We start from the raw sequence: 16,193 nt of genomic DNA, 5'->3' as shown, positions 1-16,193 counted from the left end.
TGGTCTCGTGGATCACTTGGTGGCCAGGCCGACGCGGTTGATGCCCATCTTCTTGGCTTCCGAAATCAGGAGGATCACGTCTTCGTACTTGCTGTCGCGGTCGCCCGCGATCAGGACCGGATACTCCGGATTCTCGTCGTGCAGGGCCTGCAGGCGCTGCAGCAGGGCCGAGCGATCGGCCACGTCGTCCATGCCGGTGCGGTTCTTGCCGTGCACGCCGATCGACAGGCGGTTCTCGGGCTGGACCGAAATCTGGATGTAGCTGTCCGGCGGCAGCGCGGACTTTTCGGCGCGCGGCAGGTTGACCACGCTCGGCGCTTCATTGGCCGGCACCGCCATGAAGATGATGAGCAGCACCAGCATCACGTCGATGTAAGGCACGACGTTGATCTCGGACTTGAACTTGCGGCGGCGTCCGCCGCGCATGCTGCTGGAAAAGGCCATGCCGGTCTCCCTTGTCGTTCCGGATCAGCGCGACTGGCGCTGCAGGATGTTCGAGAATTCTTCGACGAAGCTCTCGAAGCGGTTGGCCAGGCGGTCGATGTCGTGGGTGAAGCGGTTGTAGGCGACCACGGCAGGGATTGCGGCGAACAGGCCGATCGCGGTGGCGATCAGCGCTTCGGCGATGCCGGGTGCGACGATCGCCAGCGTGGCTTGCTCGACGCTGGCCAGGCCGCGGAAGGCGTTCATGATGCCCCACACGGTGCCCAGCAGGCCGATGTACGGCGAAACCGAGCCGACCGAGGCCAGGAAGTTCAGGTGGGTGTCGAGGGCGTCCAGTTCGCGCTGGAACGAAGCGCGCATTGCGCGACGGGCGCCGTCCAGCACCGAGTTCATGTCGAGCGCGTCGCGTGAAGCCTGCTTGCCCTTGATGAATTCACCCATGCCGGCTTCGAAGATGCGGGCCAGAGCGCCGCTCTGGTCGCGCTGGCTGCTGGCGCTCTGATGCAGCGTGTGCAGGTTGCCGCCGGCCCAGAAGCTGCGCTCGAACTGCTCGGTCTGCGCGCGCGCGGCGCGGATCGCGAACACCTTGCGGAAGATGTAGGTCCAGCTCACGATCGACAGCAGCAGCAGCAAGGCCATGATCAGCTGCACGAGCACGTGGGCATTGCTGATCAGGGAGATAAACGAAAGGTCTTGGGTCGCGGTCATCGTGATGGACGGTGAGGTTGGCAGTAAGTGGTTGCGTAAACTTAAGATTGCTCAGGCGGCACGCATTTTAGCAGCGACATGCTCGGGCAGGGAACGGGGACGCATGGTGGCGACGTCGACGCAGCCGACCTTGACGCTGGCACTGTTGAGCAGCGTGTCGCCGCGCCAGGCTTCCTGGGCGAACTGGACCGATGCACGGCCGAGCTTGTCGACGCGGGTGCGGATGGTCAGCTCGTCGTCAAGGCGGGCGGCGCCGTGATAATCCAGGGTGACATTCTTGACGACGAAGGCAGCGCCTTCGCCGTCGAGCAGGGCTTGCTGCTGCACACCCAGTGCGCGCAGCCATTCGGTGCGGGCACGCTCGAAAAACTTCAGGTAATTCGCATAGAAAACAATGCCGCCGGCGTCGGTATCCTCGTAATACACCCTGACTGGCCAGTTGAAAACGGAAGGCATGTTTGCTGCTTTTAAGTGAAAACGGGAAACATTCTACGCGAATTCGCCTGCGTATATGTACGCTGACGAACACTAATGATGCAAATTTCTACACAGATGGTGCATAAAGACATGCTGATCCATTGTAGTAGACGTGAAATGCTGTCAAAACGCCAATCACTGTAACACTTTCTCACAAATGGGTGGCGTTGCCGCTAGGTATGTGGGACATGTTTCGTGGAAACAGACTAAACGATCACGACGTAGGCTTGGCGGGTTCCCCGCCGACGCGTTCAATCACACGTTGTGTGTGCGAACCGCGTGATTTGAACGCGTCGGCAGCGAAGCTGCCAACCCTATGTTGAGGCGATTGATCAGGATGCGCGCTTGATACTGAATGGCGAGAAGCCCTGGCACGTCGGCATCAGCTCGATGCTGTTGACGTTGACATGCGGCGGCAGGCTGGCGATCCAGAACGCGGTGTCGGCGATGTCCTTGGCGGTGAGTGGGGTGGTGCCTTCATACACCTTGGCCGCGGCCGCGTCGTCACCTTTCAGGCGCACGTTCGAGAACTCGGTGCCGCCGCACAGGCCCGGCGCGATATTGGTGGCGCGCACGCCGGTGCCGATCAGGTCGGCGCGCAGATTGAGCGTGAACTGTTCGACGAAGGCCTTGGTGGCGCCGTATACATTGCCGCCCGGGTAAGGGTAGTGGCCGGCAACCGAGCCGATATTGATCACCAGGCCGCTGCCGCGCTTGACCATCTCTGGCAGCACGGCGTGGGTCATGCTGACCAGGCCCTGGCAGTTGGTGGCGATCATGGTGTGCCAGTCGGCCAGCGGCACTTGTTGTGCCGGCAGCGTGTTCAGGGCCAGGCCGGCGTTATTGATCAGCACGTCGATCGGGCGCCACTCCGGCGGCAGGCCGGCCAGGGCGGCGTCGATCGAGGCCTGGCTGGTGACGTCCAGCGTGACTGCCAGCGCGGACTCGCCCAATTCCTGCGCCAGGCCTTCGAGGCGGTCGGTGCGGCGCGCGGCCAGGATGACGCGGTGGCCGTTGGCGGCGAAGGTGCGCGCCATTTCGGCGCCGAAGCCGGCCGAGGCGCCGGTGATGAAAACGATCATGAAGCTATCCTTGATGGTGCGGTTGGGTTACGAAACTGCGTCGACTTTGCGTAGCGTTGAAACTGAGGCTGACACTGAGGCCGAAACGGAAAATTGTAGCCGAAACGATCACGGTCCCGCTGGCGCCCCGCCGCGACCCCGCTGGCGGGTGCCGGCCTGGTGCGGTGTCAGCAGTTTCCTTGCCCTAAAATGGGGACTTCGTTACAATCTGGCGTCCCTAAGTCTCACGTGACTGGCGAAACACCGTGCGCGCTTTCTGAACGATGGCGGCGCGGTTGAAGGTGGACACCCACCGGGGAACGTGAGATGCCATTACGCCGTTCGCCTGGGCAGCCATCAACCGGTTTGCGTTGACTCGCGTTGGATCGCGCTTGCCCGCGGTCGCCTCCTGGCGACTGTCCGCCGAGCGCTCCGCGCATGATTCGAACCCGTTGCCTGGATTTCATTCGATTGGAGTTTTACATGTTTGCAAAAGACCATACGCTCGCCAATGTCGACCCGGAACTGTGGAGTGCCATCCAGAAGGAAAACGTTCGCCAGCAGGATCACATCGAGCTGATCGCGTCTGAAAACTACACCTCGCCGGCCGTGATGCAGGCGCAGGGTTCGCAGCTGACCAACAAGTACGCCGAAGGCTATCCAGGCAAGCGCTACTACGGCGGCTGCGAATACGTCGACATCGCCGAGCAGCTGGCGATCGACCGCGTCAAACAACTGTTCGGCGCCGAAGCCGCCAACGTCCAGCCGAACTCGGGCTCGCAAGCCAACCAGGGCGTGTTCTTCGCCATGCTCAAACCAGGCGACACCATCATGGGCATGTCGCTGGCCGAAGGCGGCCACCTGACCCACGGCATGGCACTGAACATGTCGGGCAAATGGTTCAACGTCGTCTCGTACGGCCTGACCGCCGAAGAAGACATCGACTACGACGCGCTGGAAAAGCAGGCGCACGAGCACAAGCCTAAGATGATCATCGCCGGCGCATCGGCATTCGCCCTGCGCATCGACTTCGAGCGCATCGCCAGGGTCGCCAAGGATGTCGGCGCCTGGTTCATGGTCGATATGGCCCACTACGCCGGCCTGATCGCCGCAGGCGAATACCCGAACCCGGTGCCGTTCGCCGACTTCGTCACCTCGACCACCCACAAATCGCTGCGCGGCCCGCGCGGCGGCATCATCCTCATGAAGGCCGAGCACGAAAAGGCCATCAATTCGGCGATCTTCCCTGGCATCCAGGGCGGTCCGCTGATGCACGTGATCGCCGGCAAGGCCGTCGCCTTCAAGGAAGCGCTGTCGCCGGAGTTCAAGACGTACCAGAAGCAGGTCGTCAAGAACGCCAAGGCACTGGCCGAGACCCTGATTGCACGTGGTCTGCGCATCGTCTCGGGCCGTACCGAATCGCACGTGATGCTGGTCGACCTGCGCTCGAAAAACCTGACCGGCAAGGAAGCGGAAGCGATCCTGGGCCAGGCGCACATGACCTGCAACAAGAACGGCATCCCGAACGACCCACAGAAGCCGTTCGTGACCTCGGGCATCCGCCTGGGTAGCCCGGCCTTCACCACCCGTGGCTTCAAGGAAGAAGACGCGGTCAAGGTCGGCCACCTGATCGCCGACGTGCTGGACAATCCACACGATGCAGCGACCATCGAACGCGTCAAGGCTGAAGTCAAGGTCCTGACCGACAAGTATCCGGTCTACGCGGCTTGATGTCCCGGGCCGGTTCGCCGGCCCATTGTTTTTAGTTCCAACCGCCCGGCGCCATGAAATGTCCCTTCTGTCAGTGTGAAGAAACCCAGGTCCTCGATACCCGCGTATCCGAGGAAGGGGACGCCATCCGGCGCCGGCGCCGTTGCGGCAAGTGCGACAAGCGTTTCACGACGTACGAGCGCATCGAACTGTCGATGCCGATCATCGTCAAGAAGAACGGCAGCCGTACCGAATTCGCGTCTTCCAAATTGCGCGGCAGCCTGATGCTGGCGTTGAGGAAGCGGCCCGTTGCGGCCGAGGCGATCGACCGCGCGGTGGCGTCGATCGAAGAGAAGCTGCTTACCAGCGGCCGCCGCGAAGTCGAGTCCGGCTACGTGGGCGAGCTGGTGATGGCCGAGCTCAAGCGGCTGGACAAGATCGCGTACATCCGCTTCGCATCGGTCTACAAGAATTTCGAAGACCTGGACGAGTTCCAGAAAGCGCTGGCCGAAGTCGGGCATCAGCGACAGTCAGGCGAGTAATTTGCTCCAGTGAGCCGGCCGTTCGACACGGCCAATCGGCTCGACCATTTTCCCCTTCAGCAGTTCCCGTTTCCTGCTTGCGCACGCTTGCGCCGACGCACGGAGGCATGACACCCGCCTGATAACTTCACAGCTCGCCGCAGGGCGGCGCATTGTCATCGTTATCGGGAGAGGCGTGTGCGGATGCATCGACATGGCGGTTTCACGCTCATCGAAGTGCTGGTGGCGCTGTTCGTGCTCGCGGTCGGCGTTGTGGGTGCCGGTGCGGCGCAGCTGGCGGCTCAGCGTACGCGCCAGCATGCAGCGCTGGCGTCGGAGGCGGCCCAGCTCGCGGCGTCAATAGCGGCGCGCATGCAGGCCAATGCGTCGGTCAGCACGCTGCCGGCAGGTGGCAATCCCTACATTGGATTCGACTATGCCGCGGACGGGGCGGGACCTCCTGCGGGCGGCACTTCCTGCTTCGGCGCCGGTGCGTGCGATCCACAGGGACTGGCAGCGTTCGATCTACATGAAACGCGGTTGGCGGTGCTCGGCCGCTTTCCCGGTGGGCGCATCGCTGTGTGCCGCGATGGCGCGCCATGGGATGCAGCCGGCCAGCGCTATCGCTGGGAATGCAGCGACGATCCGCAAGCGCCGGTGGCGATCAAGATCGGCTGGCATGGTGGCGGTGACGGTCCGGCCTTCGTGTCGATGGTGGCGCGATGAAGCCTCGTGTTCTCGGTGTGGGTTCGAGGCAGCGCGGCCTGACTGTCATCGAGCTGATGGTGGCGATAGCGCTCGGGCTGATGGTGTTGCTGGCCACCGGTTCGCTCCTGATCAGCAGCACCCGCGCACATGCGGCGCTGGTCGAGGCATCCGAAATGGACGACAGCGGTCGCTACGCCATGGACGCGCTGGCACGTGCGGTGCGCATGGCGGCGCACGTTGACTGGGAACGCCATCCCGAACCCGATCCGGAAGCGCCGGCGCGCATCGCCGGCTTCGACGCGACATCGTTGTCGCGCACCGACCCCGGCATCGACATGCTGTTGCCGGATGCCGCCAACGGCAGTGACGTGCTGGCGCTGCGCTTTCCCGGTAGCGGCAATGCACCCGACGGCGACGGCGCCACGCTCGACTGTGCCGGCTTTCCGGTCAACCGGGACGAGGAAGGCTGGAGCATTTTCTATGTCGCGCGCAATGCGCAAGGTGCGGTCGAATTGCGTTGCAAGTACCGCGGCCACACCAACTGGTCGTCGGATGCGGTGGCCGGCGGCGTGGATAGCTTCCAGGTGCTGTACGGACTCGACACCGACGATGACGGCACGCCGAACCGGTATGTGAACGCAAGCGCGCTGCAGGCGCTCGACGCCGGCTTGCTGTTGAGCGGTGCCACGCCGGACGAGCGCGCGGCCGAGCTACGCAGGCGGACGCACTGGAAGCGGGTGGCGACGGTGCGGGTCGCACTGCTGCTGCATGGTCCGAAGGCGGAGGTAGGGCTTGGCCGGAACATCGTGCATGACCTGTTCGGGTCGGACTACGGCGCGGCGTTTTCGAATGCCGATCATGGCACGCGCCTGACCGAAATGGAACTTGCGGGAAGGGCCAGGTACGTCCGCATGCGCAAGGTGTACGAGGTCACTGTTGCGCTGCCGGCGATGTTGCCGCCGCCGGCGCCCCCTGGCACGCCGGAAGTGCCGGAGCCCTCGGAACCGGGGGAGCCTGCGGATCCGCCGGCGACATCGGAACGACCTCAACAACCGCAGCCGCGAGTTCAACCGCTGCGCGTTCCCCGCGAAACGCCGTGGCGGACATCCCCGGAAGCATCGTCGAAATCGATGCTCGCAACACGATGAGGTCATCCATGCGACAACGATTCTTCACGCGATGGCGCAGGCGCGAGCGCGGCGCCGCGCTGTTGACAGCGCTGATCCTGATGCTGGCCGTCTTGATGACCGGCATCGCATCGACCCGCAGCGCACTGCAGAACGCGCGCGCGGCCGAGTACGAGCGCGACCGCGTGCTGGCGGTCCAGATGGCCGACGCCGCCTTGACCGATGCCGAGCGCGATATCGAGGGTGGTAATGCGCCCGGATCGGCGCGCGCAGCGGCTTTCGCAGGGGGCCAGCCGGGTGCGTTCGACAACGGATGCCGTGGCGGCACACCGTACAACGGTCTGTGCGCGCACGATCCCGATCCGCAGCATCAGATGTCGATCCTGGCCGAAGACGAAGGCCCGGCAGTGGTATTCGGCACGTTCACCGGCAACGTCATGCCGGAGGGCGAGGCCGGCTTGCCGTCGGAAGCGCCGCGTTACCTGATTGAATTGATGCCGGCCGGCGCCGACGGTCATCTGTACCGGATTACCACGCGTGGCGCCGGCACTATGCCGCACACCCATGCAGCACTGCAGGCCTACTACCTCAAGCCGCCCGATGGCACCCCCGGCCGGCGCATCGGATGGCGCGAACTGGGCAACTGGAGCGAACTGTATGCATCCGAGTGAAAGGAGGGCAGGGGCAATGCGGCGACGTCGCGCCGGATTCACGCTGATTGAAATGCTGATGGTGCTGGCGGTGCTCGGCATCCTGGCTGCGGTGGCGTATCCATCGTACCAGCGCCAGATGGTCAAAACGCGGCGGACGGAAGCCCAGCTGGCGCTGTTGGAAACGATGCAGCGCCAGGAGCAATATCGCGCCTTGCATCATTCGTATGCGGCCTTCTCGAGCGCGTCCGCCGCCGCGCCCGATGGCCGCTTCCGGTGGTGGGTCGGCGCCAGTCCATCCTCCAGCGCATATGAGCTCGACGCTTATACCTGCCCTGGTCAGGACATCGCCCAATGCGTCGTGGTGCGCGCCCGGCCGGGTACGGCAAGGGTTGACCCTCGCTTTCGCGATCCCAATTGCGGCGCGCTCACGTTCAGCAGCAACGGCGAGCAGGCGGCCAGCGGTCCATCGGAGAAATGCTGGCCATGATACGAGCACCAAGCGGCGCTCCAGGCCGGCGCGGCAAGCGCGTCATGGCTTGCCGGTATCGCGCCGGCATGTCGCTTACCGAGCTCGTCGTCGTACTCGGCATCGTCGCGGTGACGACAGCAACGGCGGCCCCGAACCTGCGCGACCTGATCCGCATCCAGCAATTGCGCACCGCATCGGGCGAGCTGTACGGAGCGATCCAGCTGACCCGCTCGCAGGCCATCGCGCGCAACGAGCGCGTGATGCTGTCGCCGAACGATCCCGCCGGCTTCGACTGGTCGCGCGGCTGGGCCGTATTCGTCGATCGCAACGACAACCGCCGGCCGGACGGCGGCGACGCCATCCTTGCCGTGCGTCCGCCACTGCCCACTGGGCTGCAGGTCGGCTATTCCTTCACCAGCCCAGCGCCGCCGCAATACATCGCCTACAATGGCGCGGGACGCAGTTGCAGCGACACCAACAGCGCCGCGTCGCGGCTGGGTACGCTGTCGCTGTTTCACGGCGGCCAGATCCGCCGCATTAAAATCAATATGCTCGGGCGTGCACGCCTGTGCAACCCCGCGCGCGAGCGCGGATGCGACGGCGTCGATGCGCCGTCCTGAAGGAAAGGTCAACGTGACGAAGGACAGTCGAACAGTTCTCAACGATACCGAAGGCATGACGCTCGCCCTCGAATGGGCGGCGCGCGGCATGTATATCACGGCCCCGAACCCGCGCGTCGGCTGCGTGATCGTCAAGGATGGCGTGGTGATCGGCGCCGGCCATACCCAACCGGCGGGGCAGGCCCACGCCGAGATCCAGGCACTGCGCGACGCGCTTGAACGCGGCAACGACGTGCGTGGCGCCACTGCCTATGTGACGCTGGAGCCGTGCAGCCACTACGGCCGTACGCCGCCATGCTCGAACGCGCTGATAGAGGCCGGCCTGGGCCGTGTGGTGGCCGCGATGGGCGATCCGAACCCGCTGGTCGCCGGACGTGGCATGGCGCAGCTGGAAGCGGCCGGCATCGCCGTCAGTTCCGGCTTGCTGGCTGATGCGGCGCACGAACTGAACATCGGCTTCCTGTCACGCATGCGGCGCGGTTTGCCTTGGGTGCGGCTGAAAGTCGCAGCCAGCCTGGACGGCGCCACCGCGCTGGAGAATGGCGAAAGCCAGTGGATTACCGGCCCCGCAGCACGTGCCGACGGCCACGCCTGGCGCGCACGTACGCAAGTGATCCTGACCGGCATCGGCACGGTCAAGGCCGACAACCCACAGCTGACGGTACGCGGCATCGACACGCCGCTGCCGCCGCGACGCGTGATCGTCGACAGCCGCCTGGACATCGACCTCGACGCGCGTATCCTGCAGGGCGAACCATGCTGGATCGTGGCCGCCGGCGCGCACGAAGAGAAAGCGGCCGCACTGCGCGCCGCCGGGCATGAAGTGCTGTACCTGCCGAACGCCCACGGCAAAGTCGACCTGCCGGCGCTGATGCGCGAGCTCGGCCGGCGCGAAATCAACGAAGTGCACGTCGAAGCCGGCGCCAAGCTGAACGCGTCGCTGGTGCGCGAAGGCTGTGTCGACGAGCTGCTGGTGTACCTGGCGCCGAGCCTGATCGGACCAGGGCAGGGCATGTTCGACCTGCCGCCGCTGGCGCAGCTGGCCGAGCGCCGTCAACTGCGCTTCCACGACGTGGCGCGCGTCGGCGACGACCTGCGCATCCTGGCCAGATTTACCGAAACCGAAACCGAAACCAAACCCGAGGAATAAAGCCGTATGTTTACTGGAATCGTCGCCGCAGTCGGCAACATCACTTCCGTCACCCCACTGGCAGGCGGCCTGGACGCCGGCGTGCGCCTGGCAATCGACGCCGGCCCGCTGCCACTGGGCGACGTCGGCCTGGGCGACTCGATCGCCATCAACGGCGCCTGCATGACCGTGGTCGAAAAGACCGGACAAAGCTTCACCGTCGACGTCTCGCGCGAAAGCCTGAACAAGACCGTGGGTCTGGAGACGACGGGCGAAGTCAACCTGGAAAAAGCACTGACCCTGGCCGAGCGCCTGGGCGGCCACCTGGTGTCGGGCCACGTGGATGGCCTGGGCACCGTGCACAGCTTCGAGCCGGTGGGCGAATCGCGCGAGCTGATCGTCGACGCGCCTCACGAGCTGGGCAAGTTCCTGGCGTATAAAGGTTCGGTGGTGGTCAATGGCGTGTCGCTGACCGTCAATCGGGTCGAGGACATCGAAGCCAATGGCCAGAAGGTGTGCCGCTTCTCGATCAACCTGATCCCGCATACGATCGAGGTCACCACGCTCAAGCATCTGCGGGCGGGTTCGCGCGTGAACCTGGAAATCGACCTGATCGCGCGCTACGTCGAGCGCATGCTGTCGGCCGCGCGTTAAGCGCCGCAATAACAGAAAGTAGAAGAGGCCGGTTTCCCGGCCTCTTTTCTATCTCAGATTCACCAACGCCGCATACCCTGGTCCGGGCGTATGACGCGGATGCGGTGCAGCCAGCCTCTTTCAGCTCCCGGGCGCTGCAGCCGGCGCCGCCGCCGCCGCCTTGGCAACACTGGCCGCAGCAGCCTGCACCTCGGGATTGAGCACCACCTGCACATAGTTGCGGGTGTCGAAATACCGTTTCGCCGCGGCCTGCACGTCCTGCGCCGTCAGGGCCTGCACCTGCTGCTCGACCTTCAGGATCGACGTCGGATCGGTGCCTTCGGTCAGCGCCGACTGCAGGTTGGCGACCCAGTAGCCGTTTTCGCGCAGCGAGCGGCGGTGGTTCTGGATCCAGTTGGTCTTGACCTTGTCCAGCTCGGCCGCATCAGGGCCTTGCTCCTGCAGGCGCGCGATCTCGGCGAAGGTCGCGGCGATCACCTTGTCCACGTTCTCGGGGCCGGTCGGCAGGTTGATGCCGATCGCATAATTCCCGTATGGGATCTTGCTCAGCGAGCCGCTGGCGCCGCCGCCATAAATCATCGCCATCTTCTCGCGCAGGGTTTCGATGATGCGCAGGTTGGTGACTTCGATCAGCGCCGACAGGCGCAGCTGCTCGGCTTCGGAGAACTCGGCCGGGCCGGTGAAGTTGAGCGAGATCGTGCTTTTCGGTTCGGTGCCGCCGCGTACTTCGCGCTTGACCACGCCGGTCACCGGACGCAGGCCGACGTCGCGGTAGGCCACCGGAATGTCCGGCGTCGGCAGGCTGCCGAGGTAGGTCGCCAGCAGCGGCCGGATCGCTTTTTCGTCGAAACTGCCGGCCAGGATGAAGGTCAGGTCCTTGGCGCTCGAGAAGCGCTGGCGGAAGATGTCGATGCTGCGGTCGAGCTCGATCTTGCCGAACTCTTCCGGCTGCAGCGCGCGCGGCGCACGCGGGTGGCCGTTGTACAGCGCCGCGATCACGGCGTCGCCGAAGCGTCGACCAGGCAGGGTGAGCTGGTTGCGTGCCACCTCGGTCTGCTTGTCGACGTAGGCGCGGAACAGGTCTTCGTCGCGGCGCACGCCGGCGAACTTCAGCCACAGCAGTTGCAGCATGGTCTCGACATCCGACGCGCCCGAGGCACCGCCGACCACGTCGGTGTAGGCGCCCAGGCCCACCGTCACGCCGGCCGCCTTGCCGGCCAAAATCTTGTTCAGGTCGAGCGGGCTGAAATCCTTGGTACCCATGCTGGCCACGATGGCGTTCGAATAGCGCGCATTCAGGATGTCGCGGTCGCTGAACAGGCTCTGGCCGCCGAAGCGCGCCGCGCTCAGCACCACCTGGTCGTTGCGGAAGTCGGTCGGCTTCAGGATCACCTTGACGCCGTTCGACAGCGTCAGATTGGTCAGCCCGAGTGCCTTGTCATGGCTTTCGGCGACAATCTTGCCCGGCTGCGGCGGCTTGTCCATCAGGCGCGCCGCCAGCGTCTTCTCGTCGTGCGGGGTAACCGGCGCACGCGCCGCCTCGGCCACCGCCGCCAGCAATTGCTCGCCGCTCGGCGCATCCGGCTTGTCGACGCCGGTGTACAGCACCAGCTTGCCCGAGTCCGCCGGGATGGTGCGGCGCGCGTAGGCGTTCATCTCGTCGAGCGTGATGCCGGGCACCAGCTCCTGTACGTACTTGTATTCGGTATCGATGCCGGGGATCGCTTCATCCTGCAGGAAGTTGCGGATGTACTCGGCGGCGTAGGTGCTCGAATCGCTCTTGGCGCGCTCGTTCCAGGCCTGCTCGTAGCTGCGCATCAGGTTTTTCTTGGCCCGTTCCAGTTCCTGGGCACCGAAGCCGTGCTGGCGTGCGCGTTCGTTTTCCTGCACCAGGGCGGCGATCGCCGGCGCGGCGCCGCGCGGACCGAGCGCGGCCGAGGCGTTGTACGAATGATAGCGCGGGGTCAGCTTGCCGAGCGAGCTGCTCGCGCCCAGGTAGGGTGCATCCGGCAACTGCGCCAGTTCGGCCAGGCGCTGGCTGAGCATGGCGCCGAACAGTCCCTGCACCAGGTCTTCGCGGTAGGCGCGCACGGTGCCGGCTTCGCGCACCGGCTGCACCGGATAGCGGATCAGCACCGCGTTGCCGCTGGCTTCAGGATCGGTGACCACCATGGCTTCGGTATTGGTGCGCGCGGGAATCGCAGCGTACTCGCGCGGACGCGGCCTGGCTGGATTCTTCAGGCGCGAAAAGTGCTGCTTGACCAATTGTTCGGCGCGGGCCGGATCGACATCGCCGACCACCACCACGGCCATCAGGTCAGGGCGGTACCAGTCGCGGTAGAAGCGGCGCAGGGCGTCCGGCTTGAAGTTGCGCAGCACGTCTTCCTGGCCGATCGGCAGCCGCTCGGCATATTTGGAACCGTTGAAGATCTTGGGATAGATCTGCTTGCCCATGCGGTCCGAGGCGCCTTTGCCCAGCCGCAGTTCTTCCAGGATGATGCCGCGTTCCTTGTCGATCGCATCGGCATCGAAACGCACGCCGTGGGCCCAGTCTTCCAGCACCTGGAACGCCTTGCTCACGTTCTGCGGCTTGTCGGTCGGGATCGGCAGGATGTACACGGTCTCGTCGAACGAGGTATAGGCGTTGAGGTCGGCGCCGAAGCCGACGCCGATCGACTGCAGGTAGGAGACCAGCTCGTGCTTGCGGAAATTGGTGGTGCCGTTGAAGGCCATGTGCTCCACGAAGTGCGCCAGGCCGCGCTGGTCTTCGTCTTCCAGGATCGAGCCGGCCTTGACCACCAGGCGCAGCTCGAGCTTGCGGTCCGGGCGCGCATTGCGCTGGATGTAATAGGTGAGGCCGTTCGGCAGCTTGCCGACCTTGACTTGCGGACCGACCGGGATCGGGGCGTCCAGCTGCAGCGCGGCGTGCGCCGGCATCTGGATCAGCGACTGCATGCACAGCGCCGCGGCCAGGCACAGGCCGCGTACGAAATTGTTGCTCATTGGGGCGATGTCCGTTGATATGCTCAGCAGCATTCTACTCCGTTGGCGGCCGCGTCACCGGCGTCGCACGGTTGAGCAAACGGGTCGTTTTGCGGTCGCTCAGGACGACCAGCGCGGTGGTTGACCGACCGCGGTCGGGACTGGGCCCCGGGCAAGGTTCACAGCGTCACCTTGCCGCGCGCCAGCAGCTGTGCTATTTCGAACGCCGGCACCGGCCGTCCATACAGATAGCCCTGCAGCACGTCGCAACCGAGGCTGCCCAGAAAGTCGCGCTGGCCCACCGTTTCCACCCCTTCGGCCACCACCGCCAGCGACAGGCCCTGGGCCAGCGCGATGGTGGCCTGGGCAATGGCGGCGCTGCGCTGCTCGGTGGCGATATTGCGCACGAAGGTCTGGTCGATCTTGAGTTTATCCAGCGGGAAGCGCGACAGGTAGCCGAGCGAGGAGTAGCCGGTGCCAAAGTCGTCCAGCGACAGCGAGACGCCCATCGCGCGCAGTTCGGCCAGCTGCGCTTCGGCGGCGCTGCTGTCGCCCAGCATCACGCTTTCGGTGATCTCGACTTCGAGCCAGTGCGGCGCCAGGCCGCTGTCTTCCAGCGCCGCGCGCACCACGCGCGGTACGCTGCCGGCCTTGAACTGGCTGGCCGAAACGTTCACCGCCACCCGCACCGGCGCCAGGCCGGCATGCTGCCAGGCCTTGTTCTGGAAACACGCCTGGCGGATGACCCATTCGCCGATCGGATGGATCAGGCCGGTGTCTTCGGCCAGCGGGATGAAGTCGCCCGGCGACACCATGCCGACCTCGTCGCTACGCCAGCGCAGCAGCGCTTCCATGCCGACCAGGCGGCCGTCGATGCGCGAGACCTGCGGCTGGTAGTGCAGGGCCAGCTCGTCGCGCTCGATGGCGCGCCGCAGCCGGGTTTCCAGCGCCAGCCAGCGCAGCGCCTCGGCATTCATCTCGCCCTTGAAGAAGCGGAAACCGTTGCGCCCGGCTTCCTTCATGTGGGTCAGGGCGGCGTCGGCCGCCTTGAGCAGGTCGCCGGCGGCGTCGCCGTCGCGCGGGTAGATGCTGATGCCGACGCTGCCGGTGACCACCAGGTCGTGCCCGCCGACCGAGTGCGGCTGGGCCACGGCATCGATCAGGCGCTGGGCGCGGTAGATGACGTCGTCGGTGTCTTCGAAATCGGTCAACAGCATGACGAATTCGTCGCCCGACAGGCGCGCCACGGTGTCGGTCGGGCCGGCCACCTCGCCGGCGCGGCGCGCCACTTCGCGCAGCACGGCGTCGCCGGCGCCGTGGCCGAGGCTGTCGTTGATGCGCGACAGGCGGTCGACGTTAAATAAAAGCAGCGCCAGCTGGCTGGCATCCTGGCGCGCCGCCGCCAGCGCCTGCTGCATGCGGTCGTTGAACAGCGAGCGGTTCGGCAGCTGGGTCAGGACGTCGTGGTTCGACAAAAAGTCGAGCTTGTAGTGCGCCGCCTTCAGCGCCGACAGGTCGGTCGCCACGCCGACATAGGCGGTCAATTCGCCGCGCTCGTCGCGCACCGCGCTGATGCTCATGCTGGCCGGATAGATCTCGCCATTTTTACGGCGGTTCCAGATCTCGCCGCGCCATTTGCCGTCCTTTTCCAGGCAATTCCACATGCCGGCATAGAAGCAGGCGTCGTGCTGGCCGGACTTCATCATGCTCGGATTCAGGCCCATCACCTCGGCTTCGCGGTAGCCGGTGATCTCTTCGAAGGCCGGGTTGACGGCGACGATGGTGGCGTCGGCATCGGTCATGACGATCGCTTCCTGGGTGCTGTCGAACACCTGGCGCGCCAGCTGCAGACGGTGTTCGCTGCTCTTCAATGCGGCGTCGGCATCGGCGCGCGCCAGCGCTTCCAGCTGCAATTGGGCGGCATGGCGCTGCACCACGTCGTACAGGTTCTGGTTTTCGTGGGCCACCGCCAGCTGCGCCGCCAGCGCGGTCGCCCAGCGTTCTTCTTCGTCCGAGAACGGCGCGGCGTCCGGGCTGCGCGCGCAATACAGCCAGCCGTGCGGATGGTGCAGGTCGTGCACCTGCAGACCGAGCAGGTAGCCGACCGGCGGATGGCCGGCGGGCAGGGTGGCCAGCAGGGCGTCGTCGCCGGACAGGCGTACCGGCGCACGCGCCTGCAGCAGCATGGCCGGCAGGTCGTCGCCGGTCAGCGCGTAATCGTTCAGCAGGGCGCCGTCGACACCCCAGGCGCTCAGGTGGCAGACCTTGCGTTCGGTGCTGTCGAGCAGGCACAGGGCGACGCAATCGGCGCTCAGCACGCGCCGCGCGGCGTCGACGAAGGCATCGGCCAGGGCCTCGACCCGGCGTTCGCCCACCAGCGCCAGGCACATGCGTTCGAGCTCGGACAGACGCGCGCACAGGTCGAACGGCAGTGCGCGTTCGCTGTCGTGTTCATTGTCTTGCGCGTCGTCGGCACCGGTCAGCCGGCGCCGCTCGGGCAGGGTCGGCGCCGGGCCGCCGCGGGCCGCGGCCAGCTCGGCGTTGACGGCACCCAGCACCTGGCTGGCGTCGGCCGGCTTTCCAAGTACCGTGGTCACGCCGCAGCGCGCCGCCATGGCGATGGTTTCGCGTTCAGAATAGACCGCCGACATGAAGATCACGCGCGTAGCGTGCAGCTGCGGGTCGGCGCGTACTTGCTGGACGAACTCGTAGCCGTCCATGGTCGGCATCAGGATGTCGGTGATGATCAGGTCGGGATGCTCGGCGCGGGTCACGGCCAGCGCCTCGGCGCCGTCGGCGGCCTGCAGCAGGCGGTGCTCGGTATAGCCGAGCAGGGCGGTGAGATAGGTGCGGTTGCTCGGCCGGTCGTCGACGATCAGGATGGTAGCCATCAGCACCGCCTGTTCCGGGAGGCGGAGTGCTTGCAATGA

General features: G+C 65.5%; 15 protein-coding genes and 1 riboswitch. Of the genes, 9 read left to right on the top strand and 6 right to left on the bottom strand.

Going from position 1 to position 16,193, the window contains the following annotated elements:
• Window positions 1–12 precede the first annotated feature (12 nt).
• The 4 genes from RTQ83_RS01260 to RTQ83_RS01245 form a co-directional block, all read right to left on the bottom strand.
• A complete protein-coding gene (locus RTQ83_RS01260; RefSeq protein ID WP_312510725.1) occupies window positions 13–444 on the bottom strand; it encodes a biopolymer transporter ExbD in 432 nt (143 codons plus the stop codon).
• A 24-nt stretch (window positions 445–468) separates the two neighbouring features.
• Window positions 469–1,152, bottom strand: a complete 684-nt coding sequence (tolQ, locus tag RTQ83_RS01255) for a protein TolQ (RefSeq protein ID WP_290419427.1) — start codon at window positions 1,150–1,152, stop codon at window positions 469–471.
• A 51-nt stretch (window positions 1,153–1,203) separates the two neighbouring features.
• A complete protein-coding gene (gene ybgC, locus RTQ83_RS01250) occupies window positions 1,204–1,608 on the bottom strand; it encodes a tol-pal system-associated acyl-CoA thioesterase (RefSeq protein WP_312510723.1) in 405 nt (134 codons plus the stop codon).
• A gap of 353 nt (window positions 1,609–1,961) precedes the next feature.
• Window positions 1,962–2,711: an SDR family NAD(P)-dependent oxidoreductase gene (locus RTQ83_RS01245; protein WP_312510721.1), complete on the bottom strand. Its 750-nt coding sequence runs from the start codon at window positions 2,709–2,711 to the stop codon at window positions 1,962–1,964.
• A 218-nt stretch (window positions 2,712–2,929) separates the two neighbouring features.
• A riboswitch (ZMP/ZTP riboswitch) is annotated at window positions 2,930–3,049 on the top strand.
• Window positions 3,050–3,173: 124 nt separating this feature from the next.
• On the opposite strand from RTQ83_RS01245, the gene glyA reads away from it, so the two are divergent.
• The 9 genes from glyA (at window position 3,174) to RTQ83_RS01200 (ending at window position 10,281) form a co-directional block, all read left to right on the top strand.
• Entirely contained in the window at window positions 3,174–4,421 is a 1,248-nt protein-coding gene (glyA, locus tag RTQ83_RS01240; protein ID WP_312510720.1) for a serine hydroxymethyltransferase, read from the top strand.
• A 53-nt stretch (window positions 4,422–4,474) separates the two neighbouring features.
• On the top strand, window positions 4,475–4,942 hold the full coding sequence (nrdR, locus tag RTQ83_RS01235; RefSeq protein ID WP_312510719.1) for a transcriptional regulator NrdR: 468 nt from the start codon (window positions 4,475–4,477) through the stop codon (window positions 4,940–4,942).
• Window positions 4,943–5,125: 183 nt separating this feature from the next.
• Window positions 5,126–5,647 carry a type IV pilus modification protein PilV gene (gene pilV, locus RTQ83_RS01230; protein WP_312510718.1) on the top strand — a complete coding sequence of 174 codons (522 nt, stop codon included), beginning with the start codon at window positions 5,126–5,128 and terminating at the stop codon, window positions 5,645–5,647.
• The gene (locus tag RTQ83_RS01225) at window positions 5,644–6,777 is read left to right on the top strand and encodes a PilW family protein (RefSeq protein ID WP_312510717.1); all 1,134 of its coding nucleotides are present in this window, start codon (window positions 5,644–5,646) and stop codon (window positions 6,775–6,777) included. Before pilV ends, RTQ83_RS01225 begins: the two co-directional genes overlap by 4 nt.
• An 8-nt stretch (window positions 6,778–6,785) precedes the next feature.
• Window positions 6,786–7,427, top strand: a complete 642-nt coding sequence (locus tag RTQ83_RS01220; protein WP_312510716.1) for a PilX N-terminal domain-containing pilus assembly protein — start codon at window positions 6,786–6,788, stop codon at window positions 7,425–7,427.
• 16 nt (window positions 7,428–7,443) lie between these two features.
• The gene (locus RTQ83_RS01215; protein WP_312510715.1) at window positions 7,444–7,896 is read left to right on the top strand and encodes a type IV pilin protein; all 453 of its coding nucleotides are present in this window, start codon (window positions 7,444–7,446) and stop codon (window positions 7,894–7,896) included.
• A complete protein-coding gene (locus tag RTQ83_RS01210; protein ID WP_312510714.1) occupies window positions 7,893–8,498 on the top strand; it encodes a GspH/FimT family pseudopilin in 606 nt (201 codons plus the stop codon). The genes RTQ83_RS01215 and RTQ83_RS01210 overlap by 4 nt, the downstream gene beginning before the upstream one ends.
• 55 nt (window positions 8,499–8,553) lie before the next feature.
• Window positions 8,554–9,648 carry a bifunctional diaminohydroxyphosphoribosylaminopyrimidine deaminase/5-amino-6-(5-phosphoribosylamino)uracil reductase RibD gene (gene ribD, locus RTQ83_RS01205; protein ID WP_312510713.1) on the top strand — a complete coding sequence of 365 codons (1,095 nt, stop codon included), beginning with the start codon at window positions 8,554–8,556 and terminating at the stop codon, window positions 9,646–9,648.
• Between the two features lie 6 nt (window positions 9,649–9,654).
• Complete coding sequence (locus tag RTQ83_RS01200) at window positions 9,655–10,281, top strand: riboflavin synthase (protein WP_312510712.1); 627 nt, start codon at window positions 9,655–9,657, stop codon at window positions 10,279–10,281.
• A 120-nt stretch (window positions 10,282–10,401) separates the two neighbouring features.
• Here the strand turns inward: RTQ83_RS01200 and RTQ83_RS01195 are convergent, their stop codons facing one another.
• Both RTQ83_RS01195 and RTQ83_RS01190 read right to left on the bottom strand, forming a co-directional pair.
• Window positions 10,402–13,284 (bottom strand): insulinase family protein, encoded by a 2,883-nt coding sequence (locus RTQ83_RS01195; RefSeq protein ID WP_312510711.1) that lies wholly within the window; start codon window positions 13,282–13,284, stop codon window positions 10,402–10,404.
• A gap of 158 nt (window positions 13,285–13,442) precedes the next feature.
• Window positions 13,443–16,154 (bottom strand): EAL domain-containing protein, encoded by a 2,712-nt coding sequence (locus RTQ83_RS01190; protein WP_312510710.1) that lies wholly within the window; start codon window positions 16,152–16,154, stop codon window positions 13,443–13,445.
• Window positions 16,155–16,193: the final 39 nt, after the last annotated feature.

Origin of the sequence: Massilia sp. (assembly GCF_031995545.1) — a bacterium.
Lineage (GTDB): Bacteria > Pseudomonadota > Gammaproteobacteria > Burkholderiales > Burkholderiaceae_D > Telluria.
This window is presented reverse-complemented; position numbering and strand designations above follow the sequence as displayed.

Bases quoted from the DNA above. Each gene is read 5' to 3' on its own strand.
- RTQ83_RS01260 (WP_312510725.1), bottom strand. From the start codon at position 444: ATGGCCTTTTCCAGCAGCATGCGCGGCGGACGCCGCCGCAAGTTCAAG.
- tolQ (WP_290419427.1), bottom strand. From the start codon at position 1,152: ATGACCGCGACCCAAGACCTTTCGTTTATCTCCCTGATCAGCAATGCC.
- ybgC (WP_312510723.1), bottom strand. From the start codon at position 1,608: ATGCCTTCCGTTTTCAACTGGCCAGTCAGGGTGTATTACGAGGATACC.
- RTQ83_RS01245 (WP_312510721.1), bottom strand. From the start codon at position 2,711: ATGATCGTTTTCATCACCGGCGCCTCGGCCGGCTTCGGCGCCGAAATG.
- glyA (WP_312510720.1), top strand. From the start codon at position 3,174: ATGTTTGCAAAAGACCATACGCTCGCCAATGTCGACCCGGAACTGTGG.
- nrdR (WP_312510719.1), top strand. From the start codon at position 4,475: ATGAAATGTCCCTTCTGTCAGTGTGAAGAAACCCAGGTCCTCGATACC.
- pilV (WP_312510718.1), top strand. From the start codon at position 5,126: ATGCATCGACATGGCGGTTTCACGCTCATCGAAGTGCTGGTGGCGCTG.
- RTQ83_RS01225 (WP_312510717.1), top strand. From the start codon at position 5,644: ATGAAGCCTCGTGTTCTCGGTGTGGGTTCGAGGCAGCGCGGCCTGACT.
- RTQ83_RS01220 (WP_312510716.1), top strand. From the start codon at position 6,786: ATGCGACAACGATTCTTCACGCGATGGCGCAGGCGCGAGCGCGGCGCC.
- RTQ83_RS01215 (WP_312510715.1), top strand. From the start codon at position 7,444: ATGCGGCGACGTCGCGCCGGATTCACGCTGATTGAAATGCTGATGGTG.
- RTQ83_RS01210 (WP_312510714.1), top strand. From the start codon at position 7,893: ATGATACGAGCACCAAGCGGCGCTCCAGGCCGGCGCGGCAAGCGCGTC.
- ribD (WP_312510713.1), top strand. From the start codon at position 8,554: ATGACGCTCGCCCTCGAATGGGCGGCGCGCGGCATGTATATCACGGCC.
- RTQ83_RS01200 (WP_312510712.1), top strand. From the start codon at position 9,655: ATGTTTACTGGAATCGTCGCCGCAGTCGGCAACATCACTTCCGTCACC.
- RTQ83_RS01195 (WP_312510711.1), bottom strand. From the start codon at position 13,284: ATGAGCAACAATTTCGTACGCGGCCTGTGCCTGGCCGCGGCGCTGTGC.
- RTQ83_RS01190 (WP_312510710.1), bottom strand. From the start codon at position 16,154: ATGGCTACCATCCTGATCGTCGACGACCGGCCGAGCAACCGCACCTAT.